The organism is Mycobacterium ostraviense (assembly GCF_002705925.1).
GTDB lineage: Bacteria > Actinomycetota > Actinomycetes > Mycobacteriales > Mycobacteriaceae > Mycobacterium > Mycobacterium ostraviense.
Genome location: NZ_NKRE01000001.1, coordinates 3,526,889 through 3,552,866, shown reverse-complemented (window position 1 = coordinate 3,552,866; position 25,978 = coordinate 3,526,889). Strand labels below are relative to the sequence as shown.

Sequence of the window (25,978 nt, the reverse complement as noted above, 5' to 3'; positions counted from 1 at the left end):
ATCACGGCGCACCGCGGGGGCTCTGATGTGACGCCAAGGCCTGCCCGTCCTTGTTCAAGAGGCCGGTTCGCGACTGAGCCACCGCGACCGCCCTGGGACCCAGCCCCTCCCCGCCCTGGGTGAGCACCGCGCTATCCGCGTTGGCGGTGGCCAGGACTTCTATCGCTCGACGTGACACTTGCTGCCGCTCCTGCACATGAATCCGACTTTAATGAACATGATTGTCATTAACAAGTTTCGCTTCGGGCGGCCGATCTGCATCCGGTGGTCCGCCACTCCGATCGGCGATGAGCTGGCGATTACGGTCAAGAACCGGCTGAGCGGTCCGACGTCGGCGCATTGGCATGGCATCGCGATCCGCAACGATATGGACGGTGTCTTTCCGGCCACGGCGAATATCGCGGCCGGGTATCCGGTGGTGCCCACTGAGGTCCGGCTTTCACCGCCGTTGCCACCCTGGCGGCCGCCGGTCATCCTGGTGCCGTCGCGAGGAACACGACAAAGCCAGCTTCACTGCGCGGTATCGGATACCGCCGCTTTGACGCCCGCTTCCGGGACTAACTGGCCGCGCGGACCTATTATTTGCCCATGCCAATGGCGGTCGGTGAGGTTTTTGCGGGTTACACCATTCTGCGGGTGCTCGGTGCGGGCGCTATGGGCACGGTATATCTGGCCCAGCATCCGCGGTTGCCGCGCCAAGATGCCCTGAAGGTGCTCTCGCCGCAGCTCACCGCTGACCCGCAATACCGGGCCAGGTTTGTGCGCGAAGCCGACATCGCCGCCACCCTTTCGCATCCCAACATTGTCGGCATCCACGACCGGGGCGAGTTCGGTGGCCAGTTCTGGATTTCGATGGACTTTGTCGCTGGCACTGACGCAGCGAGACTGTTGCGCGAGCGCTATCCCAGCGGGATGCCGGTAATCCTGGCCATGCAGATCGTCACCGCCGTGGCGGCGGCCCTGGATTACGCGCATCAGCGCGGTCTGTTGCATCGTGACGTCAAACCCTCGAACATCCTGATCGCGGACCCGGGTTCGGAAGCACAACGGATATTTTTGGCCGACTTCGGCATCGCCCGGTCTGTCGATGACACCGCGGGTCTGACCGCCACCAACGTTTCCATGGGCACAATTGCCTATGCCGCGCCCGAACAGCTGATGGGTGAGCCCATCGACGGCCGCGCAGATCAGTATGCGTTGGCCTGCAGTGCTTTTCACTTGCTCACCGGCGGGCAGCCCTATGACTATCCCAGCGCTGCGATCGTCATCACTAAGCATGTGATGGCCCCGCCGCCACCGATCGGCCAACACCGCCCCGAATTGGCGCCGCTGGAGCCGGTGTTCGCCACGGCGATGGCCAAGAAACCGGCCGAGCGATTCGCCCGCTGCCAGGACTTCGCTGCTCAGCTGCACCGCGCGTTGGATTGGGGCACCGCCCCTACCCGGTTCGGGCCACAACCGATCCTCGGGCCAAACGCCCAAGACACCCAAATGGCAGGCGCAGGCTATGCGCCTGTCCGGCCGCTGCCATCGTCATCACCACCATCACCACCATCGTTACCACCACCATTACCAGCACCGTCACCGCCACCGGCCGGCAAGCGGCGGGAGCGGCGGCGCACCCACCTCTTGGTTGGCGCTTTGGTGGCCGTTGCGTTGCTGATCGGGGGTGGCGGCATCTTCGCGATCGTCAAACTTGCCGGGCACGAACATCCTTCCACATCGGCGCCGCCGAGCGCCGGGGCGGCGAGCAGCGCGGGTTCCCCCGGAGGACCCTTCACCGGGACATACAAAGGCGACTATGGACAGGCATTCGGCCCTGGCCTCGACGGCGGGCCTGTCGCCGGTTCGAAGCCGTCGACAACCACGTGGGGCGTGCGCTCGGTATGCCGCCCCACCGGGTGCCTGGCGACGGCGTCACGCATTAGTGGCGAAACCCCAGCGCTGTCGGCGATGGTTTTCGACGATGTCGGCGGACGCTGGTTGGCCGTGGGCCTCAGCACCGACACGTGCCGCGACGCTCCCTCCGAATTCTGGGTGGTGATGACCTTGCAGCCGCGTCCGGACAGCACGCTGGCCGGTGAAGTCAGCAAGACCAGCGCCAACGGCTGCGCGACAAGAACGCTGGTGACCTTCACCCGCACCGGAGACGTCGACGTCAATAGCGTTGCCGACCCGGCGAGCCAGCCGCCGCGGGTGGTGTCGCCGGCCGAGGCGCTGCACGGCCGGTACCGCGACACGATCACCTGGGAAGAGGCGGGGATGAAACCGAACGTGTACGACTGGGTTGTTCGTACCGATTGTCTTCGCACAGGTGATCGCTGCATGAGCTTTTTCCACGCGCCGCCCGATGGTTCGAAGCCACTCGTGTTCAGCAGCGGGAGCTGGACCTGGTCCAGTGGGGCGGACGGAAAGTGCGCCAACGGGGGCACAGCGCCGGTCAAGGAAACCGCGGAGTTTTCGCTGCCCCAACCACCGCAGGACCCGATTACGCTGCTCACCGGGCGCGGTCATCACGAACAGAGCGGTTCCTGTAACCACAGCGCACATTTCGACGAAAAATTCGACCGTACCGGCGATTAGCTGTCAAATAGCCTGGGACAAGTGCTGCGCGGCAGCTGTGTGCGGCTTTGCGTCGCCGTCGTCAGCGCATTGCGCGCCGACAGGCGCATCGGGCAAGAGCAAGCCGAGGACTTCCGACGAGGCTGATCAGCGTTGACTGACAAATCCCGGCCCGGTGCCGGTGGGCGACAGGTGGCGGCGCTGGCGCTGCCCACACTAGGCGTGCTGGCCGCCGAGCCGCTCTATCTGCTGTTCGACACCGCGGTGGTCGGGCATCTGGGCGCGCTTCCGCTGGCGGGTTTGGCCATTGGCGGGCTGGTGCTCAGCGAGTCGCAATTGACGTTCCTGTCCTACGGAACCACGGCGCGAGCAGCACGGTTCTTCGGCTCCGGCGATCGTGCGGCGGCCGTCAACGAAGGGACACAGGCGACATGGCTAGCGCTGGCCATCGGCGCGGTGATCACCATCGTGGTGGAAGCTGCGGGCCTGCCGTTGGTGTCGGTGATCGCCTCCCGCGGTGATATCGCCGAGGCGGCGTTGCGTTGGCTGCGAATCGCGATTTTGGGCGCGCCGGCGATTCTCGTCTCGCTGGCGGGGAATGGGTGGATGCGCGGGGTGCAGGACACTGTGCGTCCCCTGCGCTATGTCGTCGCGGGCTTTGGGCTATCGGCGCTGCTGTGCCCGCTATTGGTCTACGGATGGCTGGGTCTGCCACGCCTGGAGCTGCCCGGCTCAGCGGCGGCGAATCTGGCCGGGCAGTGGCTGGCTGCACTGCTGTTTTGCAGGGCGTTGCTGGCCGAAGAGATCTCACTGCACGTCGACCGTGCGGTGCTGAGGGCGCAGCTGGTGCTGGGCCGCGATCTGTTCGTCCGCATCGTCGCTTTCCAAGTTTGTTTCGTCTCGGCCGCAGCGGTAGCCGCCAGGTTCGGGGCCGCGGCGGTTGCGGCGCATCAAGTGGTGGTGCAGTTATGGAATTTCTTCGCGCTGGTGCTTGATTCGCTGGCCATCGCGGCACAGGCGCTGGTCGGAGCCGCGCTGGGGGCTGCCAATACCGCGAACGCCAAGTCGGTGGCGGGGCGCATTACGGCGTTCTCGCTGCTGACAGCCTCGGCGTCGGCGCTGCTACTCGCCGTTGGGGCGCCCGTGGTGCCCGAGCTGTTCACCGACGACCAGTCGGTGCTGGCGATGATCCAGGTGCCCTGGTGGTTTCTGGCCGGCCAGCTTCCCATCGCCGGGATCGTCTGGGGTCTGGACGGGGTGCTCCTCGGCGCGGGAGACGCGAAGTTCCTGCGCAACGCCACCGTGATAGCCGCATCAGTCGGTTTCTTGCCGCTGATCTGGTTGTCACTCGTATTCGGCTGGGGGCTGGCAGGAATCTGGTCCGGTCTCGCCACATTTACCGCGCTCCGACTTATCCTCGTCGGCGTTCGCACCCTCTCCGGTCGCTGGTTGGTCACAGGGACCGGCTGACGGACCGGCTCCTCAGCGCCTCCTCAGCGTAGACGTTCGCCCCCTGGGCGGCGAAGACCACTACCGCGGCTGACTGGGATTCAGCCCTCAGGCTGCCAGGCAGCCACCACACGCTGCACTAGTGTCCGCCGCCGCCGTGTCCGCCGCCGCCGTATCCGCCGCCGTGTCCGCCGCCGTGTCCGCCGCCGCGGTAAGAGTCATGGCAGTGGTCCCAATCCCAATTGGGCCCCCAAGCGGGGTTCCAGTACCACCCGGGGCACCACGGGTCAGTCGGGAGGGGCGCTGGCCGCGCCTGGGCATCAGCCGCACCGCCTACCCCAAAACCGGCTGCGATCGCGATCGTCGCCGCAGCGATTGCCACCTTTTGTTTGCTGACCTTTTTCCTCATGACCCGGGGATACCCGCGATTCAGCTCGGCAAACTTGCGCGTGCGGCCCCGGCGCCTCCGATCCCGTCCACAACGCTCAGCGCCAGTGGCGTCGTCCGGGGAGAAGCCGACCTTGGACAGGTTCGGCGGCCGCGGCGATTCCCTGCGGCTCGGTTGAGAGACGGTTCCGGTATACGGCCAGCCACGGAAACGGCGCAAGTGGCTAGTCGGTAGGCGCCACATCGCACCCCAGCCGTGAGGGTTGCGAATTGTTCGGCAAGACGCGCGTAAATGTACGTGTTTGTGAGTGAATGTCTGTTTGATTAGCCGGTGTGAAGTTGGCGGCGTGGGCGCGGTCGGTGGGTGTGCATCCGCAGACGGCGTATGCGTGGGTGCGTGAGGATCGGATGCCGGTCCGTTGTGCTCAGCGGTATCGAGCTGGTGCCCTCTCCTCTTTCTTTCGCCCGGGCGTGACTGCATCGTCACGTTCGAGCCGGTGCGTGACTGCAGCGTCACATTCGACGCGCACGGGCGGCGCGAACGCGGCGAAGAATCTCGGCGGGCCGATCCCCCGCAACCACCCTGACCACGGTCCAGCCGCGACGGTCGACCAATTCCAGTCGTCGAACATCCCAGGTGTACTGGCGCCTATCACTGCGATGTTGCTCGCCGTCGTACTCGACCGCGACTTTGATGTCCTCCCAACCCATATCGAGGTAGGCAATAGCATCGCCGAACTCGTCGAGCACCGGAATTTGCGTTTGCGGCCGCGGCAACCCTGCCTGCACCAACACCAACCGCAGCCACGTTTCCTTCGGGGATTGTGCGCCCGCGTCGACGAGATCGAGCGAGACACGAGCACGCTCCAGTCCACGACGCCCACGGTGCCGGGCGGCCAGCAACTCCACGTCGGCCACTTTGAACTCGGTCGCGCGGGCAAGGGCGTCGAGAGCGGCGACCGCTGTTGTCGTTGGATGCCAGCAGGCGAGGTCAAGAGCAGTACGCGCCGGCGTGGTAACCGGAATGCCGTCGACCAGTTGGATCTCGTCGTCTTCCAGCCGGTCGCCCCAGATCTGCAAGCCCGGCAGCCGGTGACGGTTGTCATGAATGATGTCCACTGGCCGGTCCTCGTCCACCCAGCTACTGCCATGCAGAGCCGCAGCGGCGAAACCCGCGATGACCCCGCGGCGTCTGGACCAGAGCCAGGCCGCACGTGCCCGCACCGCCTGCGTAAGCTCGGTTCCTTCACTGACGTAGACATCGCGAAACACCCGCGTATAGCCACGCCGCAACTGGCTAGCTGATGCGATGCCCGCCGCTACTGCCTCACTGCCGATAAAGGGCTCCCCCATGGCGCGCAGTGTGCCAGCGACCACCGACACGGGTTGCCAGCGTGACGCTGCAGTCACGTTCGGACCCGAACGTGACTGCAGCGTCACATTGCAAACCAACCAGGTGTGGCATCATGACAGCATCTAAGTTGATGCTATGATTGCATAGTGCGTACTACCGTGACGCTGGATCCTGATGTCGTCGCTGCGCTACAGCGCGCAGTCCGTGAGCGGGGCATGTCGTTCAAGGCAGTGCTGAACGACGCGGTGCGGCGTGGATTGAGTGGCGAATCCACCCGTCGCCGCTATCGCACGCCCAGTCGCGACCTTGGACTGCGGGCCGGAGTCGATATCGACAAAGCGTTGGCGTTGGCCGCGGGAGACGAGGACGCGGAGACCTTACGCAAGCTTGCGCTTCGCAAATGAAACTGCTTGACCTCAACCTCCTCATCTATGCAATCGACGAGTCGACGGCTCGCCACGAGGCGGCACGCGAGTGGCTCGACGACACGTTGTCGGGTTCGGCCACCGTCGCTTTCGCCTGGCACGTCCTCGTCGGTTTTGTCCGGTTATCCACGCGCGCAGCGATATTCGAGCGTCCTTTGACCGTCGACCAGTCCTTCGACATCGTTGACGGATGGTTGGCCCAACCCTGTGTAACGGTCGCACATCCCACGGATCGCCACGCAACCGTCCTCCGCGGGTTGCTTACACCGCTTGGCACGGCGGGAAATCTGACCAGCGACGCGCATCTGGCCGCTTTGGCTGTCGAGCACGGTGCCGAACTGTGTTCCACCGACGTCGACTTCACTCGCTTCTCAGGTGTGCGATGGATTGATCCGCTGCAAACCTAGACCCGCGCCAAACTGGCCATCGACGTTCGAGAACCTGGGTACCATTTCCTAGCTGTCCTGACGTTGTCGGGCCACCGGGGATTGGAGCGGCCGATGTCGTCGTACGTGATCGCGGCACCCGAGGCTATTGCCCTAGCGTCGGGGGATCTGACCGGGATCGGTGAGGCGATCAAAGGGGCCGCCGCTGCGGCGGCGCCATCGACGACGGGAATCATCGCGGCGGCCAGTGATGAGGTGTCGGCGGCCATCGCCGGCCTTTTCGGCAGCTACGCCCGAGAGTTTCAGGCGCTGAGCGCGCAGACGACGACACTGTTCCACGCCGGGTTTGTGCGTGCGTTGAGCACGGCCGGGGCCGCCTATGCGGCCGCCGAGGCCGCGAACACCTCGCCACTGCGCATGCTGCTGCACCAGGCTGAGAGCTCGGGGATGTTCGCACCCATCGAGCGGCTGATCGGGCGCCCGGTGTTCGGTAACGGCGCCGCCGGGGCCACCGGGGCCATCGGAGGTGTCGGCGCAACTCAGCCCAGCACGTTGCTGAACACAGCCACCAACGAGGCGGGCCTGTCCGGGGCGGTGAACTACGCCGCCACCCAAGCCCTCGCTGCTCCGGCCACCAACGGGGTAACCGGGGTCAGGGCGGGCTTCTCCTTCCTGCAAATTCCGATCGGCCCGTCGTCGTTCCTGGGCTTTACGATTCCTCAGTTCAACTACCCCGCCCCTGCTCACTGGTACTTCCCGACGCAGGCGGACGGTTCGGTGAACGCCACCGGTGTCATCTATCTGCAGCACGGCTTCGGGGCGATAGGTTGGTTCTACGAGCCACTGGCCGTCCAGCTCGCACAGCAGACCAACAGCATCGTGGTTACTCCCACCGTGCCGTCCATTCCGTTGCCGTTCGGCCTGTGGATAGGCAGCCCGGAAATGCAACAGGGCGTGGCCTCGTTGTTCCTGGGTTCCCAGACAGCGCTGAACATCAGCGCGAACCAGGCCGGTTACTTCGGCACGCTGCCGCAGGACTTCATTCTGTCTGGACACTCCGCTGGCGGTGGCCTGGCCACGATAGCCGGCGGCAATTACCTCGCGGCCCTCGGCGGGGCCACCAACCACCTTCGCGGTGTGGTGATGTTCGACGGGGTCGCCAACAACGCCGCGACTTTCGGGGCTGCGGTAGCCAACCTGCAGGCGGCGAATGTCCCGGTCTATACGGTGGCCGCGCCGCCGCAGGCGTGGAACGCCTTCGGTGCCACCACGAATCAACTGGTCAGTCTGTACCCAAATCAGTTCGTCGGAGCCGAGATCGTCAACGGCTCGCATGTCGACTCGATGCTGGGCTTCAACCCCGTCCTCGACGTGATCCTTCAGCTGGTGACCGGGTTCTCCCCGCCCGGCGCCACCTCGGCCGTGTACACCCTGTCCACGGGCTGGATCAACGACATTTATGCCGGGGCGGGCCCGCTCAGCCCGATGTACGGCATTTACGGGCCCACCGGCGGCTACATCGCGCCCGGCGGCCAGGCGATATTCCTGGGGCCGACCGCCGGGATCATCCTGCCGGCGTAATCACCGGGGCCTGCCTACTACGCTTCAGCCGAGAATCAACCCGGACGTCGGTACGCCCGTCCCCGCGGTGACCAGCACGTGCTCGACACCGGGCACCGGGTTCACCGAGGTGCCCCGCAACTGCCGCACACCTTCGGCGATGCCGTTCATTCCGTGGATGTAGGCCTCACCGAGCTGGCCGCCATGGGTATTGATCGGCAGCCGTCCACCCACCTCGATCGCGCCGTCGGCGATGAAATCTTTGGCTTCACCGCGGCCGCAGAATCCCAACTCCTCCAACTGAATCAGCGTGAACGGGGTGAAGTGGTCGTAGAGCACCGCGGTCTGGATGTCGGCCGGCGACAGTCCCGACTGCGCCCACAGCTGCCGGCCCACCAGACCCATCTCGGGCAGACCGTCGAGTTCGGGCCGGTAGTAGCTGACCATGGTGTACTGATCCGGGCTCGACCCTTGCGACGCCGCCTCGATGACTGCGGGCCGCTGCTTGAGGTCCTGCGCGCGCTCAGCCGACGTCACCACGATCGCCACCGCGCCGTCGGTCTCCTGGCAGCAGTCCAGCAACCGCAACGGTTCGGCGATCCATCGTGAATTCTGGTGGTCCTCAATGGTTATCGGCTTCTGATAGAAGTAGGCTTTCGGATTGTTGGCGGCGTGCTTGCGGTCAGCCACCGAGATGACGCCGAAGTCGCGGCTGGTCGCACCCGACAGGTGCATGTAGCGACGGGCGATCATGGCGACCTGTGCTGCCGGGGTCGAAAGCCCATGCGGATATGAGAAGGAGTTGTCCGCCGCCGTCGAATCAGCCTGCGCGCCCGCGTTTCCCACGAGCCGGGTCTGCACCTGGCCGAACCGCATGCCGGACCGCTCGTTGAACGCCCGGTAGGCCACCACTACGTCGGTCACCCCGGTCGCGATGGCCATCGCCGCGTGCTGGATGGTCGCGCAGGCGGCGCCGCCGCCATAGTGGATCTTGGAAAAGAACTTCAGCTCACCGATGCCGACCGCCCGCGCCACCGCGATCTCCGTGTTGGTGTCCATCGTGAACGTGGTCAACCCGTCGACGTCCGCCGGACTCAAGCCGGCATCCTCCAGCGCATTCAGCACCGCCTCCGCTGCCAGCCGCAGCTCGCTGCGGCCGGAGTCCTTGGAGAAATCGGTGGCGCCGATGCCGACGATGGCGGCCTTACCCGACAACACTAGGCATCCCCAATCGTCAGCTTGACCGTCGCGATCACATGGTCACCAAGGCTGTTGCGGCCCAGCACCTTTACCGTGATCAGTCCGTCCGCCACGGCGGTCACCTCGCCGGAGAACGTGACCGTGTCGTAGGCGTACCACGGCACGCCCAGCCGCAACCCGATCGATTTGATCAGCGCAGACGGCCCCGCCCAGTCGGTGACGTAACGCTGCACCAGGCCAGTGTCGGTGAGGATGTTGACGAAAATGTCCTTGGAACCCTTGGCTTGCGCCTTGTCCCGGTCGTGGTGTACGTCCTGAAAGTCACGGGTGGCCAACGCCGTCGAGATGATGAACGTGGGGTCGCCATACAGGTTCAGCTCGGGCAGCTGCGCGCCCACCGCAACAACCGGGGCGCTCATGCGTCCGGCTCCCAGGCGTAGAGAGTCCACTCCGGGCCGGAATCACCCGCCGGGAAGTCGATATACATTGCCCGAACCGGCATTCCAATCTGCACCCGTGACGGGTGGACGTCGCGCAACTCACCCAGCATGCGCACGCCTTCCTCGAGCTCAACCAGCGCGATCACGAAGGGCAGGGTGCGTCCGGGCACCTTCGGTGCGTGATGCACCACGAAGCTGAACACCGTGCCGCGACCGCTGGACACTGCGTAGTTGATCGGCGCGGTAGGGTCCTGCCACACCGCCGGCACCGGCGGATGCTGCAAGCTGCCGTCGGGCCGCCGTTGGATGCGCAACTCGTGAGCTGCAACGCCTTCCCAGAAGAACGCGGTGTCACGCGACAACGACGGCCGCATCATCGCGTCGGGGTCCAAATCGTCGGGAACCGCAGCGCCAGCCGACGTAGCTGGCCTGAATTTGAGTATGCGCCAGTCCATTTCGGCGATATCCTCGTCGCCGACGCGCCAGACGGTGTGCTGGTTGACGAACCAGCCCTCACCGAGTGCGGTCTGCTTGGGCCCGACGACCTCACCGAGCTCGGCGGTGATCGTGACTTGTTCGCCGGGCCGTAGGTACCGGTGATAGGTCTGCTCACAGTTGGTGGCAACCACACCGATATAGCCCGCCTCGTCGAACAGCTTCATGACGGGACCCAGTGGGTCGTCCTTCGGACGTTGCCCGCCCAGCCCGTACATCGTCCAGACCTGGATCATGGCCGGTGGCGCGACAATTCCCGGGTGGCCGGCAGTCCGGGCGGCATCGTCGTCGACGTAGATCGGGTTGCGGTCGCCGATGGCCTCCACCCAGTTGTTGATCATCGGCTGGTTCACCGGGTCCCGGGCAGCGCGCGGCTTGCTACTGCCGGCCGCCTTGATCTGCGTGATCGCTTCGCGGATGTCGGTCATCGGGGCACCCTCGGCACTTTGAGGCCCGCGGCGGCGATCATCTCCCGCATGACTTCGTTGACGCCCCCACCGAAGGTGATCACCAGGTTGCGTTTGGTCTGGGAGTCCAGCCACTCGAGCAGCTCGGCGGTGTCCGGTTCGGCGGGGTTCCCGTATTTGCCGACGATCTCCTCGGCGAGCCGCCCGATACGCTGAACACGTTCGGTGCCAAACACTTTCGTTGCTGCGGCGTCGGCCACGTTGATGTCCTCGCCCGCGGCAGCCACCTGCCAATTGAGCAACTCGTTGATCCGCCAGGTCGCGTGGATCTCACCGAGTGCGCGCTTGACGTCGTCGTGGTCGATCGGTGCGACGCCGTCGGCGCCCAGCCGGCACGCCCAGGTGCGCACCCGGTCGTAGATGCTGGCGAAGCGGCCGGCCGGGCCCAGCATCACCCGCTCGTTGTTGAGCTGGGTGGTGATCAGCCGCCAGCCGCCGTTCTCCGCACCGACGATCATGTCAACCGGCACCCGCACGTCGTTGTAGTAAGTGGCATTCGTGTGGTGAGCGCCGTCGGACAGGATGATCGGCGTCCACGAGTAGCCGGGATCCTTCGTGTCGACAATCAAAATCGAAATGCCTTTGTGCTTAACGGCTTCCGGGTCGGTACGGCAGGCCAGCCAGATGTAGTCGGCGTCATGGGCGCCGGTGGTGAAGATCTTCTGGCCGTTGACGATGTACTCGTCGCCCTGACGCACGGCGGTGGTCCGCAACGATGCCAGGTCGGTGCCGGCTTCGGGTTCGGTGTAGCCGATGGCGAAGTGCACCTCCCCCGCCAGGATCGCCGGCAGGAACTTCTTCTTCTGCAGCTCGCTGCCGTACACCTGCAGGGTGGGGCCGACGGTCTGCAACGTCACCGCGGGCAGCGGCACGTCGGCCCGATGCGCCTCGTTGACGAAGATTTGTTGCTCGATCGGGCCAAAACCATGGCCGCCGAACTCCTTTGGCCACCCGACGCCGAGCATGCCGTCGCGGCCCATCCGGCGGATCACCGTGCGGTAGGCGGCACCATGCCGGTCCTTCTCCATTTCTTTGGCCTCATCGGGCGAGATCAAATTCGAAAAGTATTGCCGTATCTCGGCTTGCAGCTGCCGCTGCTCCGGAGTCAAGTCGATGAACATTGCGCTCCCACGGGGTCATCTACGTGGCGACCCGCCGCGCCCGGCTGCGCCGCGCTTGCGATCGCCACGATCTCGAGACGGTGCGACGGCCCGCCCAGCAACCGGGTGAGGTCTTTGATCGTGGAGTAATACCGGTGCATCGGATAGGTGATGTCCATTCCCATACCCCCGTGAAGGTGATGACAGATCTGCATCACCGGCGGCGCCTGCGACGTCAACCAATATCCGAGCACGTCGAGGTCGTCATCGGCGTCACGACCTTCGGCCAGCAGCCAGATCACCGACTTGGCCGCCAAATCGATGGTGCGCGAAGCGATATAGACCTCGGCGAGCTGCGCGGCCACGGTCTGGAAAGTAGACAGTGGCTTGCCGAACTGCTTCCGGTTAGCCACGTAGTCAGCAGTCAACCGCAACGCACCCGCCACCAGCCCGTCGGCATACGCACCCACCATCGCTAAAGCCAGCTGGTTGACCCGGTACGCCGAAGCGCCCACCAGAACATCGGATTCGGCAACCACTACATCGGTGAACGTCACCGAGTACTCGTCGGACCCGTTCGACGTCGGCGTGCGCACCAGCTGCACCCCGTCGGCTTTCGGTGACACCACCACGACGGCGTTGTCGGCGGTAACGACCATCCAATCCGCTTGCGCGGCATACCCCACACCGATCTTGGTGCCCGACAACCTGCCGCCCGCAAAGCTGGTAGACGGACGGTCGGGCAAGGGTGCGCCCGGCTCGTTGAGCGCCGCGGTCAGCACCGACCCCTTGGCGACCCCGGCCAGGTAACGGTCCTGCTGATCGTCGGTGGCCAGATCGAGCAACGGCACCACACCCAGGCCCAGTGTTGCCAATGCCGGGGTAATGGCACCGTGCCGCCCGGCTTCGGTCAGCACGGTCCCCACCTCGAGCAGCCCGACGCCGTCGCCGCCGAGGCGTTCCGGAACCGGCAATGCCGTCACGCCGCCGTCGACCAGCGCAGCCCAGGAGGTGTCCCGCTGCAGCACCGACGTGACTACGTCGGCAACCGCCTGCTGTTCCGCGGTGAGATCGAAGTCCATTACCGCGCCACGGAACTCGAGACGTCGCCCGTCACCGCACCGGGCGTACTGGCGGCTACCGGACACTTGCCGGCGTAGTCGACCTGCCAGTGCTTGATTCCGTTGAGCCAGCCCGACCGCAACCGCTCCGGCGCCGCGATCGGCTTGAGGTCCGGTAGGTGGTCGGCGATGGCGTTGAACATCAGGTTGATGGTCAGCCGGGCCAAGTTGGCTCCGATGCAGTAGTGCGCGCCGGTGCCGCCGAAGCCCACGTGCGGGTTGGGGTTGCGCAAGATGTTGAACGTGTAGGGGTCTTCGAAGACCTCTTCGTCGAAGTTGGCCGAGCGGTAGAACATCACCACCCGCTGGCCCTTCTTGATCTGCACACCGGACAACTCGTAGTCCTGCAGCGCGGTCCGCTGGAAACAGGTGACCGGAGTGGCCCAGCGGACGATCTCGTCGGCGGCGGTCTCCGGACGTTCGTTCTTGTACAGCTCCCACTGCTCGGGGTGGTCCGCGAACGCCATCATGCCCTGGGTGATGGAATTGCGGCTGGTCTCGTTGCCGGCCACCGCGAGCATCACCACGAAGAAGCCGAACTCGTCGTCGGAGAGCTTTTCGCCGTCGATGTCGGCCTCAATCAGCTGGGTCACGATGTCGTCACCCGGGTTCTTGGCCTTGTCCTCGGCCATCTTCATCGCGTAGCTGATCAACTCCACCGACGACGCCTTCGGGTCGACGTGCGCGAATTCCGGGTCTTCGGTGCCGGTCATCTCGTTCGACCAGTGGAACAGCTTCCCGCGATCCTCCTGCGGCACACCCAGCAGACCCGCGATCGCCTGCAGCGGCAGCTCACACGACACCTGCTCGACGAAGTCGCCGGAACCTTCGGCTGCGGCCGCTTTGGCAATCTTGTGGGCCCGTTCGCTGAGTTCGGCCTCTAGGCGTCCGACGGCCCGCGGCGTAAACCCGCGCGAGATGATCTTGCGCAACCGGGTGTGGTGGGGCGCGTCCTGGTTGAGCATGACGAACCGCTGCACCTCGATGTCCTCGCGGGCGATGTCATTGTGGAACCGCGGGATCACGGTGTTCTCCCAGCTGGAGAACACGTCGCTGCGCCGCGACACCTCCTTGACGTCCTTGAGCTTGGTGATCGCCCAGAAGCCGCCGTCGTGGTAGCCGCCGCCGTGGCCGGGTGCCTGCTCGTTCCACCAGATCGGCGCGGACGCCCGCAGTTCGGCAAACTCGGCGACCGGAAGCCGCTCGGCATAGATGTCCGGGTCGGTGAAATCGAACCCGGGAGGAAGATCGGGGCAAGGCACGGTAATTCTCCTAACTGCAGTCTTCGTTGACCAACGTGCGCCAACTTGCGCTAACGTGCGCTAGCTCGCGCCAGGCGATCCAAGGACACTAGTTGTCCTAGTGATGCTCTATTGCCAGTAAAACATGCCTCCACCGCAGACAAAAGGCACCGACGCATCGTCGCTTGTCATAGTAATGAAACGTGTTCTAGCCTGGCTTCATGGGTAACCCGGTAATCGTCGAGGCCACGCGCAGCCCGATCGGCAAGCGAAATGGGTGGCTGTCAGGTCTGCACGCCACCGAGCTGCTGGGAGCGGTGCAAAAGGCACTGGTGCACAAAGCCGGGATCGACGCCGGAGCTGTCGAGCAGGTCATCGGCGGCTGCGTGACCCAATTCGCGGAGCAGTCCAACAACATCAGCCGCACCGCGTGGTTGACCGTGGGGTTGCCCGACCACGTCGGCGCCACCACCGTCGACTGCCAGTGCGGCAGCGGGCAGCAGGCCAATCACCTGATCGCCGGGCTGATCGCAGTCGGCGCGATCGACGTCGGCATCGCCTGCGGAATCGAGGCGATGAGCCGGGTCGGCCTGGGGGCCAACGCGGGGCCCGACCGCAACTGGCGGGCGGAGTCGTGGGACATCGACATGCCTAACCAGTTCGAGGCCGCCGAGCGAATCGCCAAGCGCCGCGGCATCACCCGCGAGGACATCGATGCTTTCGGGTTCCAGTCGCAGTTACGCGCCAAGCGCGCCTGGGACGAGGGCCGTTTCAACCGGGAAATCTCGCCCATCGAGGCGCCGGTGCTCGACGAGCAAAAGCAACCCACCAGCGAGCGGCACATGGTCGGCCGCGACCAGGGCCTGCGGGACACCACCATGGAGGGGCTGGGCCAGCTGAAGCCGGTGCTGGAAGGCGGCATTCACACCGCGGGCACGTCATCGCAGATCTCCGACGGCGCGGCCGCGGTGTTGTGGATGGACGAAGACAAAGCCAAGGCGCTCGGCTTGAAGCCGCGCGCCCGGATCGTCAGCCAGGCGCTCGTCGGCGCCGAGCCTTACTACCACCTGGACGGTCCGGTGCAGTCGACGGCGAGGGTGCTCGAAAAGGCCGGCATGAAGATGGGCGACATCGACATCACCGAGATCAACGAGGCTTTCGCCTCCGTGGTGCTGTCCTGGGCGCGGGTCCACGAGCCGGACATGGACCGGGTCAACGTCAACGGCGGCGCGATTGCCTTGGGCCATCCGGTGGGTTGCACCGGCAGCCGGCTGATCACCACAGCATTGCACGAGCTGGAGCGCACCAACCAAAGCACCGCGCTGATCACCATGTGCGCTGGCGGTGCCCTGTCCACCGGGACCATCATCGAACGAATCTGATGGTGGTCTCCGACGAAGACCGCATCGCCGCGGCGCAGGCCTACATCGACGCACTGGTCAGTCACGATGCCGACAAGGTGCCGTTCGCGCCCGGCTGCACCCGGGTCGAGCAGGGCGTCAAGACCGGGTTTTCCGGTGCTCACCTGCGGCGCAGCCTCAACCGCGGACCGCAGTACCGGGTGATCGCCGATGCCACACCACCGGACTATCGCATCGTCGGCGACGAGGTGCATGCGACGTACGACGTGCTGACCAAGGTCGCATTCGCCGGGCGGCGGATCGCGTCGCGCGTGGACGAGACGTTTTTGATCCCCGCCGAGGACGGGTTGATCCATCACATCAGGGCCAGCTTGCGGCCATTCGTTCAGCGGTAGCGCGCTTAGGATGTCGTCATGCCGAAGTCACCGCCGAAGTATCTGAATTCGCCGTTCACCGACGTTCTGATCAAGTGGATGTCGGGTCTCAACACGTGGATGTACCGCCGCAACGGCGGCGAGGGTCTTGGCGGCACGTTCCAGAAGATTCCGGTCGCCTTGCTGACCACCACTGGCCGCAAGACCGGCCAGCCGCGGGTCAGCCCGTTGTACTTCATGCGCGATGGCCAGCGGGTGATTGTCGCCGCCTCCAAGGGCGGCGCCGCGAAGAACCCCATGTGGTACCTGAACCTCAAAGCCAACCCCAAGGTTCAGGTACAGATCAAAAAGGACGTCCTCAATCTGACCGCGCGCGACGCCACCGACGAGGAGCGCGCCAAGTACTGGCAGCGATTGGTCGACATGTACCCGACCTACGAGGACTACCAGTCCTGGACCGACCGGACCATCCCGATCGTGGTCTGCGAACCGTAGCGTCGGCGAGCTTGCCCGGCGGGTCGACCAACCCCGGGCGTCAGCTCCGATCGCCGCGTACTCAACGCGTGGCGACTAGCGTGCGAACGGCTCATCCAGCGTGCAGCCAGTGCGAAAAGTCGAAAGGAAATTCGCGCTCAGTGCACGCTCGGCGATTGGTGCCCGCACAGCCGTCCGCCGGCGGCCAACCGGCGGCTACGCCAATCCGTCAAACCCGTTGACGCCCAACAGGTTCCCGCCGGTACCGCCGGTCCCCACGGCGCCGCTGGTCGGGCCCGTTCCGGCGTTGCCGCCGTTGCCGCCGTTCCTGATCAGCACGGCGTTGCCGCCGTCGCCGCCGTCGCCGCCGGTCGTCGTGCTGTCACCGCCGGCGCCGCCGGCACCACCGACGCCCACCAGCCGCCCGCCGGTCCCGCCGGTCCCGCCGGTCCCGCCGGTGATAGTGCCGAACCCACCGGCCCCGCCGATCCCGCCGCAGCCGAGTTGGCCGGCGTCGCCGCCGCTGCCCCCGGCTCCGCCGGTCGAACCGCCGAAGCCGCCGGCCTCGCCAGGCCCGGCGCTGGAGAACAGCAGCCCCGCATCGCCGCCGTTACCTCCGGCCCCGCCCTTGCCGCCCACGCCGACTCCGCCGGTACCACCGAGCCCGCCGCTGCCGAACAGCAGGCCGGCATTGCCGGCATCGCCGCCGCGACCGCCATTGACGGCGCCAACCCCGGCGACGCCACCGGCCCCGCCGGGCCCGCCGATCAGGCCGGCGTTGCCGCCGGCTGCACCGGCACCCCCGGTGGCGTGGCCGAACGCGCCGTTCCCGCCGTTACCGCCGCCGGCGCCGACCAATCCGGCAAGCGATCCGGCGGCGCCGCCCGTCCCCCCGGCGCCTCCGGTGCCGAGCAGGCCGAATCCACCGGCCCCACCGGCCCCGCCGGAGCCCAACAGCCCCCCGACACCGCCGGTCCCGTCGGCCCCGCCGACCCTGGTGAGCCCGAATCCCGTTGCTGGTCCGCCGGCCCCGCCGACGCCGGCGTTGCCCGAGAACCATCCGCCGGCTCCACCGGTCCCACCGGCCCCGCCATTACCCGTCGCGGAGCTTCCGCCGGCTCCCCCGGCGCCTCCGGAGCCCAACAGTCCGGCGGCCCCGCCGGTCCCGCCGTCTTGGCCAATGTCCGCCGCCCCCGACCCGCCGGATCCGCCGTCGCCGAGCAACCACCCGCCCGGCGCGGCGTTGGCTCCAGTGCCCGGGGCCCCGTTGACGCCGTTGCCGATCAGCGGGCGCCCGGTAAGCGCCTCGGCAGGCGCGTTGATCGCATTGAGCACAGCCTGTCGCACCGGCGGCAGTGGCGCGATCAAAGTCGACATCTGACACCTCCCAATGGGTGATGACATCCCTGCTGGTGTCCGAGCACCCGCGACGTGGTCGGTAAAGACGCACCGCATCGCGGTTGAAAGCAGCACGTCCTGGACTTCGCCAGGATTTCCGGCGTCTCGTAGGTACTGCAGCCGCAAATAACTCAGTAGGTGAGTCCGGCCATCAACGGAAGCAACGCCAGCGGCAACGACGGCGTATTCCCGGTCGCCGGCAGGAACGTGTAGCGCGTCACCCGGCGCAACCCCAGATGCTGACTCTGCTTGTACGCCGCCGAATTGATCGCCTCCCGCGGGAACAACAACGACTCGAGAAGCTCCGGCCTGAGCGACGGTCCCGGCTCGCTGCCAACCAGCTGGCCCACCACAACGGCGGCACTGTCGAGCACCGACCAGGGCCCGTCGCCGTCGCAGACCAGGTGAGCGAGGACGCTGTCGTCGGACCCGAATAGGGTCACATCGTCCTTCTTGCGGACGGTCTTGGCGATTTGCCGCCGGTCGGGATCACTGAGCGTCACTGGAGCCGGCTTCTCGTTGATGGAGCTGATCCGAGCCAAGACCGCGCCGCCCGCTCCGCGCACCTCGACGTGGATGTCGTTGCCGACATCCATGCCCGTCAAGGTCACGAGCTTCCAGAACTTCTGTGCCGCTTTGCCGCCGCTGTGCACTCGGGCGGTACGGGCCAGCAGAGCGTTATCGGTTCCGCGGAGCTCCCACCGGTGGCCCAGCGGGGAGGCGCCGGCGCAAAAGACGGCCGAGAGGCCACTGGGCCGAGCCAGCTCGCCGAGCGATCGTGCCACGGGTTCATCCATGCGAAGCAAAATAGCGCGGGCCGGGCAGTCGGGCCGTACCGCCTAAACTCAGTCAGGCCCCGTAAACCGGAACCGGCGGCCGCGACTTAGCCAGCAGGTCGGCGACGACGGGCCCCAACTCGGCGGGATCCCATCGCGCGCCCTTGTCGACCTGCGGGCCGTGCGCCCAGCCCTCGGCGACCCGGATGATGCCGCCCTCGACCTCGAACACCTTTCCGGTGACGTCGCGGGATTCGGCGCTGCCCAGCCACACCACCAGCGGGGAGATGTTCTCCGGCGCCATCGCGTCGAAACCCTCGTCGGGCTTGGCCATCATCTCGGCAAAAACGGTCTCGGTCATGCGAGTACGGGCCGACGGTGCGATGGCGTTGACGGTGACGCCGTAGCGGCCCATCTCCGCGGCGCCGACGAGCGTCATCGCCGCGATGCCCGCCTTGGCGGCGCTGTAGTTGCCCTGCCCGACGCTGCCCTGCAGGCCCGCGCCGGAGCTGGTGTTGATGATCCGGGCGTCAATCGTTTGGCCCGCTTTGGAGATCCCCCGCCAATACGACGCGGCATGCCGCATCGTGGCGAAGTGGCCCTTGAGGTGCACGGCAATGACGGCGTCGAACTCCTCCTCGCTGGTATTGGCCATCATCCGATCGCGCACGATGCCGGCGTTGTTCACCAAAACGTCGAAGCCACCGAAGGTTTCGACGGCGGTCTGGATCAGGCCGGCCGCCTGGTTCCAGTCGGACACGTCGGATCCGTTGGCGACGGCTTCGCCACCGGCCGCGGTGATCTCGTCCACCACGCCCTGCGCCGCGCTGCCGCCGCTCGCGGGCGAACCGTCCAGTCCCACCCCGATGTCGTTGACCACGACGCGTGCGCCCTCGGCCGCGAAGGCCAGCGCATGCGCGCGACCGATACCGCCGCCCGCTCCGGTGACGATCACGACACGGCCGTCCACCAAACCCATACCCTGCGCTCCTTGACTCGTTACTTGTTGGCGCTCGAGGCGGCCAGATACGGCGGCGGTTCGCCGCCGCCGTGCACCTCCAGCGTGGCGCCGCTGATATACGAAGCCACATCGGACGTCAAAAACACTGCGGCCCAACCGACATCGGCGGGTGTTGCCAGCCGGCCCAATGGCACGGTGGCCGCGACGCGGGCTACCGACTCGGCGTCTCCGTAGAACAACTCGGACTGTTCGGTCTCGACCATGCCAACCACCACCGCGTTGACCCGGACCTTCGGAGCCCATTCCACTGCTAGTGTGGCAGTGAGGTTTTCGAGCCCGGCCTTGGCCGCCCCGTAGGCAGCGGTGCCCGGAGTGGGACGCCGACCGCTGACGCTGCAGACGTTCACGATCGCCCCGCCGCGCTCCTGCTTCTGCATCACCGCGTTAGCCTGCTGCGAAACAAGCAGTGGCGCAAGCATATTGAGCTCGACGATCTTGCGGTGAAAATTATGCGTGGCCTCGGCCGCCAGGGCGTACGGCGACCCTCCCGCGTTGTTGACCAACACGTCGAGGCGTCCGTGGCGTTCTGCGATGGCGCCCATCATCCGGCCCACCGAGTCCTCGTCGCGAATGTCGCAGGCGTGGAACTCATACGGCAGGCCTTCGACGACGCGTCGTGCGCAGGTGATGACGGTCGCGCCCTGGTCGGCGAAGACCGCGCTGATGCCGGCGCCTACCCCGCGAACGCCGCCGGTCACCAACACCACCCGCCCGGCCAGTCCCAGATTGATGGCTTCTCCAGCCAGCGGGCCTCCTTCGGTGCGGGTCACTGTGCTAGCGTACCAAGCAAGTGCTTGCTCAGGTACCCGGATTTCCGACAGGAAGTGCCAATTGACAATCACATCCGCCACCCTCGAGCCGGGCATAGTCGCGGTCACCGTCGACTACCCGCCCGTCAACGCCATCCCGTCACGCGGCTGGTTCGACCTCGCCGAGGCCGTCACGGCCGCGGGCGCCGACCCCGAGACCCACGCGGTGATCCTGCGCGCCGAGGGCCGCGGCTTCAACGCCGGTGTGGACATCAAGGAAATGCAGCGGACGGAGGGGTTCACCGCGCTGATCGACGCCAACCGCGGCTGCTTTGCCGCGTTCCGCGCCGTCTACGAATGCGCGGTGCCGGTGATCGCCGCCGTCAACGGATTCTGTGTGGGCGGCGGCATCGGCCTGGTCGGCAACTCCGATGTCATCGTGGCCTCCGACGACGCCAGGTTCGGGCTGCCGGAGGTGGAGCGCGGCGCGCTCGGCGCGGCGACCCATCTGTCACGGCTGGTTCCGCAGCACATGATGCGACGGCTGTTCTTCACCGCCACCACCGTGGACGCCGCCACGTTGCATCACTTCGGCTCGGTGCACGAGGTGGTGCCCCGCGCCGAACTCGACGAGGCGGCCCTGCGGGTGGCGCGGGACATCGCTGCCAAGGACACCCGGGTCATCCGCGCCGCCAAGGAGGCGCTCAACTTCATCGACGTGCAACGGGTCAACTCGAGTTACCGCATGGAGCAAGGCTTTACCTTCGAGCTCAACCTGGCGGGGGTGTCCGACGAGCACCGCGACGCGTTCGTGAAGAAGTCATGAGCAACAAACGAACCACGCTCGACGACGCCGTCGCGCAGTTGCGCAGCGGCATGACCATCGGCATCGCCGGCTGGGGTTCGCGGCGCAAACCCATGGCTTTCGTGCGCGCCATGCTGCGCACCGATGTCACCGACCTCACGGTGGTCACCTACGGCGGACCGGACTTGGGACTGCTGTGTGCGGCCGGGAAAGTCAAGCGGGTCTACTACGGGTTCGTCTCGCTGGACTCGCCGCCGTTCTACGACCCCTGGTTCGCCAAGGCCCGGACCAGCGGCGCCATCGAGGCCCGGGAAATGGACGAAGGCATGCTGCGCTGCGGGCTGCACGCGGCCGCGCAGCGGCTGCCGTTCCTGCCGATCCGGGCCGGCCTGGGCAGCTCGGTCCCGGACTTCTGGGAGGGCGAGTTGGCCACCGTGACCAGTCCCTACCCGACGGACGGCGGACACGAAACCCTCATCGCCATGCCTGCGCTGCGCCTGGACGCCGCTTTCGCCCACCTCAATCTCGGTGACTGCCACGGCAATGCGGCCTACACCGGCATCGACCCCTACTTCGACGACCTCTTTCTGATGGCCGCCGAGAAGCGCTTCCTGTCGGTCGAGCGCATCGTCTCCACCGAGGAGCTGGTCAAAGCCGTTCCGCCGCAAGCGCTGCTGGTGAACCGGATGATGGCCGACGCAGTGGTCGAAGCGCCCGGTGGGGCCCACTTCACCACCGCCGCACCGGATTACGGCCGCGATGAGAAATTCCAGCGGCACTATGCCGAGGCGGCGTCGACGGCGGACGGCTGGCGGCAGTTCGTCGCCACCTATCTTTCCGGCTGCGAAGACGACTACCAGGCCGCGGTACGGAAGTTTGGAGCGTCGTCATGAGCACCCGGGCCGAGATATGCGCGGTCGCCTGCGCCGAATTGTTCCGGGACGCAGGCGAGATCATGGTCAGTCCGATGACCACCATGGCCTCGGTCGGGGCGCGGCTGGCGCGGCTGACCTTTTCCCCGGACATCCTGCTCACCGACGGCGAGGCGCAGCTGCTCGCCGACACCCCGCCGCTCGGCAAGACCGGAGCCGTCGAAGGCTGGATGCCGTTCGGCCGGGTGTTCGAGACGCTGGCCTGGGGCCGACGCCATGTGGTGATGGGCGCCAATCAGGTTGACCGCTATGGCAACCAGAACATCTCGGCGTTCGGGCCGCTGCAGCACCCGACCCGGCAGATGTTCGGGGTCCGCGGCTCGCCCGGCAACACCATCAATCACGCCACCAGTTACTGGGTCGGCAATCACTCGAAGCGGGTGTTCAGCGACACCGTCGACATCGTCTCCGGCATCGGCTACGACAAGGTCGACCCCGGCAACCCGGCATTCCGGTTCGTCAACGTCTACCGGGTGGTGACCAACCTCGGCGTGTTCGCCTTCGGCGGCCCGGACCACACCATGCACGCGGTGTCCCTGCACCCCGGCGTCGCGCCCAACGACGTCCGCGAAGCCACCTCATTCGAGGTGCACGGTCTCGGCGACGCCGACGAATCCCGGCAACCGACGGACGACGAGCTGCGGCTCATCCGCGAGGTCATCGATCCGAAGGCGTTGCGCGATAGAGAGATTCGATAGTGCGGCTCAAGACCCCGCTGACCGAGCTGGTCGGCGTCGAGCATCCGGTGGTGCAGACCGGCATGGGCTGGGTGGCCGGCGCCCGACTGGTGTCGGCCACCGCCAACGCGGGCGGCCTCGGCATCCTGGCGTCGGCCACCATGACCCTGGACGAATTGGCGACGGCCATCGGCAAAGTCAAGGCCGCCACCGACAAGCCGTTCGGGGTCAACATCCGCGCCGACGCCGCCGACGCGCCGGACCGCGTCGAGTTGATGATCCGCGAGGGTGTCAATGTCGCCTCGTTCGCCCTGGCGCCCAAACCCGAGTTGATCGCCCGGCTGAAAGAGGCCGGCGCAGTGGTCATCCCGTCGATTGGAGCGGCCAAACACGCCCGCAAGGTCGCGGCGTGGGGCGCCGACGCGATGATCGTGCAGGGCGGCGAGGGCGGCGGCCACACCGGACCGGTGGCGACCACGCTGCTGCTGCCGTCGGTCCTGAACGCCGTGCGGGGCACCGGCATCCCGGTGATCGCCGCGGGCGGTTTCTTCGACGGGCGCGGGCTAGCCGCAGCGCTGTCGTACGGCGCGGCTGGGGTTGCCATGGGCACCCGGTTTCTGCTGACGTCGGATTCCACCGTGCCCGACGCGGTGAAACAGCGCTATCTTCAGGCCGCACTGGATGGCACCGTCGTCACCACCCGCGTCGACGGCATGCCGCACCGGGTGCTGCGCACGGGTCTGGTCGAGAAGCTAGAAAGCGGTTCGCGGGTAAGGGGTTTCACCGCCGCAGTGCGAAATGCCGCCAAATTCAAGAAGATGTCGCAGATGAGCTGGCGATCGATGATCCGCGACGGCCTGGCCATGCGCCACGGCAAGGAATTGACCTGGTCGCAGGTGGTGATGGCGGCCAACACCCCGATGCTGCTCAAGGCCGGCCTGGTCGATGGCAACACCGATGCCGGGGTGCTGGCGTCGGGCCAGGTTGCGGGCATCCTCGACGACCTGCCGTCGTGCGCGGAATTGATCGAGACGATCGTGTGCGACGCCGTCGCGCACCTGCGGGCGGCGTCGGCGTTGGTAGCCGACTGAACGGCTGCCGAGCGGTGGGTCACCGGCCCGTGCATCGGCGCTGGTGGAGTAGTTGACGCGTGTCGACTACGCTACTTCAGCTATGTCGACCATCGGCACCTTAGACCAAGCGGCACCCGACTCGTCCGCGCACCATGCCCTGCCCGATCCCGGGGAGTCGGTACCCAGACTCGCGGTGCCAACAGTCGGGATCTTCCTGGCCGCGCTGACGGCATTCGTGCTGTCGACCGCCGGCTACATCAACGGATGGTTGCCGTTCTGGGCGACAATTCCGGTCAACGCCGCGGTGACCTTCGTCATGTTCACCGTGGTGCATGACGCGTCGCACTACTCGATCAGCTCGACCCGCTGGGTCAACGGATTGTTCGGACGACTGGCGTGGCTCTTTGTCGGGCCGGTGGTCGCCTTCCCGTCGTTCGGATACATCCACATCCAGCACCACCGGCACTCCAACGACGACGAACAGGACCCGGACACGTTCGCGTCGCACGGCTCGCCATGGCTGCTGCCGCTGCGCTGGCCGATGGTCGAATACTTCTACCTCAAGTACTACCTGCCCCGGGCCCGCAGCCGACCCGTCGCCGAAGTCGCCGAGACGCTGGTGATGTTCACCGTGAGCATGGCCGGCCTTGCCGTCGCCATCGCCACCGGAAATTTCTGGACTCTTGCGGTGGTGTTCCTGATCCCGCAGCGCATCGGGCTCACCGTGCTGGCATGGTGGTTCGACTGGCTGCCCCACCACGGGCTGGAGGACACCCAGCGCACCAACCGGTACCGGGCGACCCGCAACCGCGTCGGCGCGGAGTGGCTGTTCACCCCGGTGCTGCTGTCGCAGAACTACCACCTGGTGCACCATCTGCACCCGTCGGTGCCGTTCTACCGGTACCTACGGACGTGGAAGCGCAACGAAGAGGCCTACCTGGAGCGCAATGCGGCGATCTCGACAGTCTTTGGCCAGCAACTGAATCCGGCCGAGTTCCGGGAGTGGAAGCAGCTCAACGGCCGGCTCACCAAGCTGTTGCCGGTGCGGATGCCGGCCCGGTCCAGCTCCCCTCACGCGGTGTTGCACCGCATCCCGGTCGCCTCGGTCGACCCGATCACCGCCGACAGCACATTGGTGACGTTCGCGGTACCCGAAGCGCTGCAGGACGCGTTCCGCTTCGAGCCGGGCCAGCATGTGACGGTGCGTACCGATCTGGGCGGCCAAGGAATTCGGCGCAACTACTCGATCTGCGCTCCGGCAACCCGTGCCCAGTTGCGGATCGCCGTGAAACACATTCCCGGAGGCGCCTTTTCGACGTTCGTGGCCAACGAACTCAAGGCCGGCGACGTGCTCGAGCTGATGACCCCGACCGGTCGGTTCGGCACGCCGCTGCATCCGCTGAACCGCAAGCACTACGTGGGCCTGGTGGCTGGCAGCGGGATCACCCCGGTGCTGTCCATCCTGGCGACGACGCTGGAGATCGAGACCGAAAGCCGGTTCACGCTGATCTACGGCAACCGCACCAAGGAATCGACGATGTTCCGGGCCGAGCTCGACCGCCTGGAATCGCGCTATGCCGACCGCCTGGAGGTGCTGCATGTGCTGTCCAGCGAGCCGTTGCACACTCCCGAGCTGCGGGGCCGCGTCGACGCGGAAAAACTCAACAAATGGCTGACCGGCAGCCTGCAGCCGGACAGTGTCGACGAGTGGTTCATTTGCGGCCCAATGGAAATGACCGTTGCGGTCCGCGAGTCGTTGATCGAGCACTGCGTAGACCCCGAGCACATTCACCTCGAGCTGTTCTACGGCTACGACACTTCCCCGGCCCCCGAACATTCCTACGAAGCGGCGACCGTCACCTTCACGCTGTCCGGGCGGACGGCGACATTCGACCTGGTGCCTGGTGACTCGATTTTGGAGGGGGCGCTGCAGGTACGCGACGATGCACCGTACGCCTGCATGGGCGGCGCGTGCGGAACCTGCCGGGCCAAGCTGATCGACGGCAACGTCGAGATGGACCACAACTTCGCCCTCGGCCAGGCCGAGCTGGACGCCGGTTACATCTTGACCTGCCAGTCGCACCCGACCACACCGTTCGTATCCGTCGACTACGACCGCTAGCGCTCACAGGTATTTAGCTAATAGCTTAA

The 25,978-nt window shown here is 66.3% G+C and carries 26 protein-coding genes and 1 pseudogene; 14 read left to right on the top strand and 13 right to left on the bottom strand.

Going from position 1 to position 25,978, the window contains the following annotated elements; genetic code table 11:
* Position 1: 1 nt before the first annotated feature.
* Positions 2 to 178, bottom strand: coding sequence for a hypothetical protein (locus CDN38_RS29525; protein ID WP_161951577.1), 177 nt, complete (start codon positions 176 to 178; stop codon positions 2 to 4).
* Between the two features lie 102 nt (positions 179 to 280).
* Here CDN38_RS29525 and CDN38_RS30935 point away from each other — a divergent pair.
* From CDN38_RS30935 to CDN38_RS16460, 3 genes and pseudogenes are all read left to right on the top strand, one after another.
* Positions 281 to 409: pseudogene (locus tag CDN38_RS30935) on the top strand (multicopper oxidase domain-containing protein); the annotation flags it as partial.
* Between the two features lie 179 nt (positions 410 to 588).
* Complete coding sequence (locus CDN38_RS31895; protein WP_075509055.1) at positions 589 to 2,583, top strand: serine/threonine-protein kinase; 1,995 nt, start codon at positions 589 to 591, stop codon at positions 2,581 to 2,583.
* 132 nt (positions 2,584 to 2,715) lie between these two features.
* Positions 2,716 to 4,032 (top strand): MATE family efflux transporter, encoded by a 1,317-nt coding sequence (locus tag CDN38_RS16460; RefSeq protein WP_075509054.1) that lies wholly within the window; start codon positions 2,716 to 2,718, stop codon positions 4,030 to 4,032.
* Between the two features lie 118 nt (positions 4,033 to 4,150).
* On the opposite strand, the gene CDN38_RS29520 is transcribed toward CDN38_RS16460, so the two are convergent.
* Complete coding sequence (locus CDN38_RS29520) at positions 4,151 to 4,420, bottom strand: Mtp family mycobacterial-type pilin (protein WP_082276914.1); 270 nt, start codon at positions 4,418 to 4,420, stop codon at positions 4,151 to 4,153.
* Between the two features lie 491 nt (positions 4,421 to 4,911).
* The gene (locus tag CDN38_RS16450) at positions 4,912 to 5,751 is read right to left on the bottom strand and encodes a type IV toxin-antitoxin system AbiEi family antitoxin (RefSeq protein ID WP_075510147.1); all 840 of its coding nucleotides are present in this window, start codon (positions 5,749 to 5,751) and stop codon (positions 4,912 to 4,914) included.
* Positions 5,752 to 5,898: 147 nt separating this feature from the next.
* Between CDN38_RS16450 and CDN38_RS16445 the strand changes: the two genes are divergently transcribed.
* The 3 genes from CDN38_RS16445 (at position 5,899) to CDN38_RS16435 (ending at position 8,144) form a co-directional block, all read left to right on the top strand.
* Positions 5,899 to 6,156 carry a ribbon-helix-helix domain-containing protein gene (locus CDN38_RS16445; protein ID WP_075510148.1) on the top strand — a complete coding sequence of 86 codons (258 nt, stop codon included), beginning with the start codon at positions 5,899 to 5,901 and terminating at the stop codon, positions 6,154 to 6,156.
* Positions 6,153 to 6,584, top strand: coding sequence for a type II toxin-antitoxin system VapC family toxin (locus CDN38_RS16440; protein WP_075510149.1), 432 nt, complete (start codon positions 6,153 to 6,155; stop codon positions 6,582 to 6,584). The genes CDN38_RS16445 and CDN38_RS16440 overlap by 4 nt, the downstream gene beginning before the upstream one ends.
* 93 nt (positions 6,585 to 6,677) lie before the next feature.
* A complete protein-coding gene (locus CDN38_RS16435) occupies positions 6,678 to 8,144 on the top strand; it encodes a PE domain-containing protein (protein WP_075510150.1) in 1,467 nt (488 codons plus the stop codon).
* A gap of 24 nt (positions 8,145 to 8,168) precedes the next feature.
* Here CDN38_RS16435 and ltp2 read toward each other — a convergent pair whose 3' ends face one another.
* Genes ltp2 through CDN38_RS16405 form a run of 6 tightly spaced genes read right to left on the bottom strand, consistent with a single transcriptional unit; the run spans position 8,169 to position 14,208 of the window.
* The gene (gene ltp2, locus CDN38_RS16430) at positions 8,169 to 9,341 is read right to left on the bottom strand and encodes a 17-hydroxy-3-oxo-4-pregnene-20-carboxyl-CoA lyase (RefSeq protein WP_075510151.1); all 1,173 of its coding nucleotides are present in this window, start codon (positions 9,339 to 9,341) and stop codon (positions 8,169 to 8,171) included.
* On the bottom strand, positions 9,341 to 9,742 hold the full coding sequence (locus CDN38_RS16425) for a MaoC family dehydratase (protein WP_075510152.1): 402 nt from the start codon (positions 9,740 to 9,742) through the stop codon (positions 9,341 to 9,343). Before CDN38_RS16425 ends, ltp2 begins: the two co-directional genes overlap by 1 nt.
* On the bottom strand, positions 9,739 to 10,686 hold the full coding sequence (locus tag CDN38_RS16420; RefSeq protein ID WP_075510153.1) for a bifunctional MaoC family dehydratase N-terminal/OB-fold nucleic acid binding domain-containing protein: 948 nt from the start codon (positions 10,684 to 10,686) through the stop codon (positions 9,739 to 9,741). The genes CDN38_RS16425 and CDN38_RS16420 overlap by 4 nt, the downstream gene beginning before the upstream one ends.
* Entirely contained in the window at positions 10,683 to 11,846 is a 1,164-nt protein-coding gene (gene fadE29 / locus CDN38_RS16415) for an acyl-CoA dehydrogenase FadE29 (protein ID WP_075510154.1), read from the bottom strand. The genes CDN38_RS16420 and fadE29 overlap by 4 nt, the downstream gene beginning before the upstream one ends.
* Complete coding sequence (locus tag CDN38_RS16410) at positions 11,831 to 12,907, bottom strand: acyl-CoA dehydrogenase family protein (RefSeq protein ID WP_075510155.1); 1,077 nt, start codon at positions 12,905 to 12,907, stop codon at positions 11,831 to 11,833. The genes fadE29 and CDN38_RS16410 overlap by 16 nt, the downstream gene beginning before the upstream one ends.
* Complete coding sequence (locus tag CDN38_RS16405; protein ID WP_075510156.1) at positions 12,907 to 14,208, bottom strand: cytochrome P450; 1,302 nt, start codon at positions 14,206 to 14,208, stop codon at positions 12,907 to 12,909. The genes CDN38_RS16410 and CDN38_RS16405 overlap by 1 nt, the downstream gene beginning before the upstream one ends.
* A 200-nt stretch (positions 14,209 to 14,408) precedes the next feature.
* Here CDN38_RS16405 and CDN38_RS16400 point away from each other — a divergent pair, with 200 nt between their 5' ends.
* Genes CDN38_RS16400 through CDN38_RS16390 form a run of 3 tightly spaced genes read left to right on the top strand, consistent with a single transcriptional unit; the run spans position 14,409 to position 16,417 of the window.
* The gene (locus CDN38_RS16400; protein WP_075510157.1) at positions 14,409 to 15,569 is read left to right on the top strand and encodes a steroid 3-ketoacyl-CoA thiolase; all 1,161 of its coding nucleotides are present in this window, start codon (positions 14,409 to 14,411) and stop codon (positions 15,567 to 15,569) included.
* Positions 15,569 to 15,943 carry a DUF8021 domain-containing protein gene (locus CDN38_RS16395; protein ID WP_075510158.1) on the top strand — a complete coding sequence of 125 codons (375 nt, stop codon included), beginning with the start codon at positions 15,569 to 15,571 and terminating at the stop codon, positions 15,941 to 15,943. The genes CDN38_RS16400 and CDN38_RS16395 overlap by 1 nt, the downstream gene beginning before the upstream one ends.
* Before the next feature lie 18 nt (positions 15,944 to 15,961).
* A complete protein-coding gene (locus tag CDN38_RS16390) occupies positions 15,962 to 16,417 on the top strand; it encodes a nitroreductase family deazaflavin-dependent oxidoreductase (RefSeq protein ID WP_075510159.1) in 456 nt (151 codons plus the stop codon).
* Between the two features lie 195 nt (positions 16,418 to 16,612).
* Here the strand turns inward: CDN38_RS16390 and CDN38_RS29515 are convergent, their stop codons facing one another.
* The 4 genes from CDN38_RS29515 to CDN38_RS16370 all read right to left on the bottom strand — a co-directional run bounded on the left by CDN38_RS29515 (position 16,613) and on the right by CDN38_RS16370 (position 20,337).
* A complete protein-coding gene (locus CDN38_RS29515; protein WP_099319059.1) occupies positions 16,613 to 17,773 on the bottom strand; it encodes a PGRS repeat-containing protein in 1,161 nt (386 codons plus the stop codon).
* Positions 17,774 to 17,925: 152 nt separating this feature from the next.
* Positions 17,926 to 18,591, bottom strand: coding sequence for a hypothetical protein (locus CDN38_RS16380; protein WP_075510161.1), 666 nt, complete (start codon positions 18,589 to 18,591; stop codon positions 17,926 to 17,928).
* 52 nt (positions 18,592 to 18,643) lie between these two features.
* The gene (locus CDN38_RS16375; RefSeq protein ID WP_075510162.1) at positions 18,644 to 19,549 is read right to left on the bottom strand and encodes an SDR family oxidoreductase; all 906 of its coding nucleotides are present in this window, start codon (positions 19,547 to 19,549) and stop codon (positions 18,644 to 18,646) included.
* Between the two features lie 20 nt (positions 19,550 to 19,569).
* The gene (locus CDN38_RS16370; protein WP_233027201.1) at positions 19,570 to 20,337 is read right to left on the bottom strand and encodes an SDR family oxidoreductase; all 768 of its coding nucleotides are present in this window, start codon (positions 20,335 to 20,337) and stop codon (positions 19,570 to 19,572) included.
* A gap of 85 nt (positions 20,338 to 20,422) precedes the next feature.
* Between CDN38_RS16370 and echA20 the strand changes: the two genes are divergently transcribed.
* The 5 genes from echA20 (at position 20,423) to CDN38_RS16345 (ending at position 25,949) form a co-directional block, all read left to right on the top strand.
* Positions 20,423 to 21,166, top strand: a complete 744-nt coding sequence (gene echA20, locus CDN38_RS16365; RefSeq protein ID WP_036406203.1) for a (7aS)-7a-methyl-1,5-dioxo-2,3,5,6,7,7a-hexahydro-1H-indene-carboxyl-CoA hydrolase — start codon at positions 20,423 to 20,425, stop codon at positions 21,164 to 21,166.
* Positions 21,163 to 22,038: a cholesterol ring-cleaving hydrolase subunit IpdA gene (gene ipdA, locus CDN38_RS16360; protein WP_075510164.1), complete on the top strand. Its 876-nt coding sequence runs from the start codon at positions 21,163 to 21,165 to the stop codon at positions 22,036 to 22,038. The genes echA20 and ipdA overlap by 4 nt, the downstream gene beginning before the upstream one ends.
* On the top strand, positions 22,035 to 22,775 hold the full coding sequence (ipdB, locus tag CDN38_RS16355; protein ID WP_075510165.1) for a cholesterol ring-cleaving hydrolase subunit IpdB: 741 nt from the start codon (positions 22,035 to 22,037) through the stop codon (positions 22,773 to 22,775). Before ipdA ends, ipdB begins: the two co-directional genes overlap by 4 nt.
* A complete protein-coding gene (ipdC, locus tag CDN38_RS16350) occupies positions 22,775 to 23,845 on the top strand; it encodes a (3aS,4S,5R,7aS)-5-hydroxy-7a-methyl-1-oxo-octahydro-1H-indene-4-carboxyl-CoA dehydrogenase (RefSeq protein ID WP_099319058.1) in 1,071 nt (356 codons plus the stop codon). Before ipdB ends, ipdC begins: the two co-directional genes overlap by 1 nt.
* A gap of 82 nt (positions 23,846 to 23,927) precedes the next feature.
* A complete protein-coding gene (locus CDN38_RS16345; RefSeq protein ID WP_075510167.1) occupies positions 23,928 to 25,949 on the top strand; it encodes a fatty acid desaturase in 2,022 nt (673 codons plus the stop codon).
* Positions 25,950 to 25,978: the final 29 nt, after the last annotated feature.

Bases quoted from the DNA above. Each gene is read 5' to 3' on its own strand.
- CDN38_RS16400 (WP_075510157.1), top strand. From the start codon at position 14,409: ATGGGTAACCCGGTAATCGTCGAGGCCACGCGCAGCCCGATCGGCAAG.
- CDN38_RS16420 (WP_075510153.1), bottom strand. From the start codon at position 10,686: ATGACCGACATCCGCGAAGCGATCACGCAGATCAAGGCGGCCGGCAGT.
- CDN38_RS16345 (WP_075510167.1), top strand. From the start codon at position 23,928: ATGTCGACCATCGGCACCTTAGACCAAGCGGCACCCGACTCGTCCGCG.
- CDN38_RS16450 (WP_075510147.1), bottom strand. From the start codon at position 5,751: ATGGGGGAGCCCTTTATCGGCAGTGAGGCAGTAGCGGCGGGCATCGCA.
- fadE29 (WP_075510154.1), bottom strand. From the start codon at position 11,846: ATGTTCATCGACTTGACTCCGGAGCAGCGGCAGCTGCAAGCCGAGATA.
- ipdB (WP_075510165.1), top strand. From the start codon at position 22,035: ATGAGCACCCGGGCCGAGATATGCGCGGTCGCCTGCGCCGAATTGTTC.
- CDN38_RS16425 (WP_075510152.1), bottom strand. From the start codon at position 9,742: ATGAGCGCCCCGGTTGTTGCGGTGGGCGCGCAGCTGCCCGAGCTGAAC.
- ipdA (WP_075510164.1), top strand. From the start codon at position 21,163: ATGAGCAACAAACGAACCACGCTCGACGACGCCGTCGCGCAGTTGCGC.
- CDN38_RS16395 (WP_075510158.1), top strand. From the start codon at position 15,569: ATGGTGGTCTCCGACGAAGACCGCATCGCCGCGGCGCAGGCCTACATC.
- CDN38_RS29515 (WP_099319059.1), bottom strand. From the start codon at position 17,773: ATGTCGACTTTGATCGCGCCACTGCCGCCGGTGCGACAGGCTGTGCTC.
- CDN38_RS29520 (WP_082276914.1), bottom strand. From the start codon at position 4,420: ATGAGGAAAAAGGTCAGCAAACAAAAGGTGGCAATCGCTGCGGCGACG.
- CDN38_RS16435 (WP_075510150.1), top strand. From the start codon at position 6,678: ATGTCGTCGTACGTGATCGCGGCACCCGAGGCTATTGCCCTAGCGTCG.
- CDN38_RS16380 (WP_075510161.1), bottom strand. From the start codon at position 18,591: ATGGATGAACCCGTGGCACGATCGCTCGGCGAGCTGGCTCGGCCCAGT.
- CDN38_RS16375 (WP_075510162.1), bottom strand. From the start codon at position 19,549: ATGGGTTTGGTGGACGGCCGTGTCGTGATCGTCACCGGAGCGGGCGGC.
- CDN38_RS16390 (WP_075510159.1), top strand. From the start codon at position 15,962: ATGCCGAAGTCACCGCCGAAGTATCTGAATTCGCCGTTCACCGACGTT.
- CDN38_RS31895 (WP_075509055.1), top strand. From the start codon at position 589: ATGCCAATGGCGGTCGGTGAGGTTTTTGCGGGTTACACCATTCTGCGG.
- CDN38_RS16440 (WP_075510149.1), top strand. From the start codon at position 6,153: ATGAAACTGCTTGACCTCAACCTCCTCATCTATGCAATCGACGAGTCG.
- CDN38_RS16410 (WP_075510155.1), bottom strand. From the start codon at position 12,907: ATGGACTTCGATCTCACCGCGGAACAGCAGGCGGTTGCCGACGTAGTC.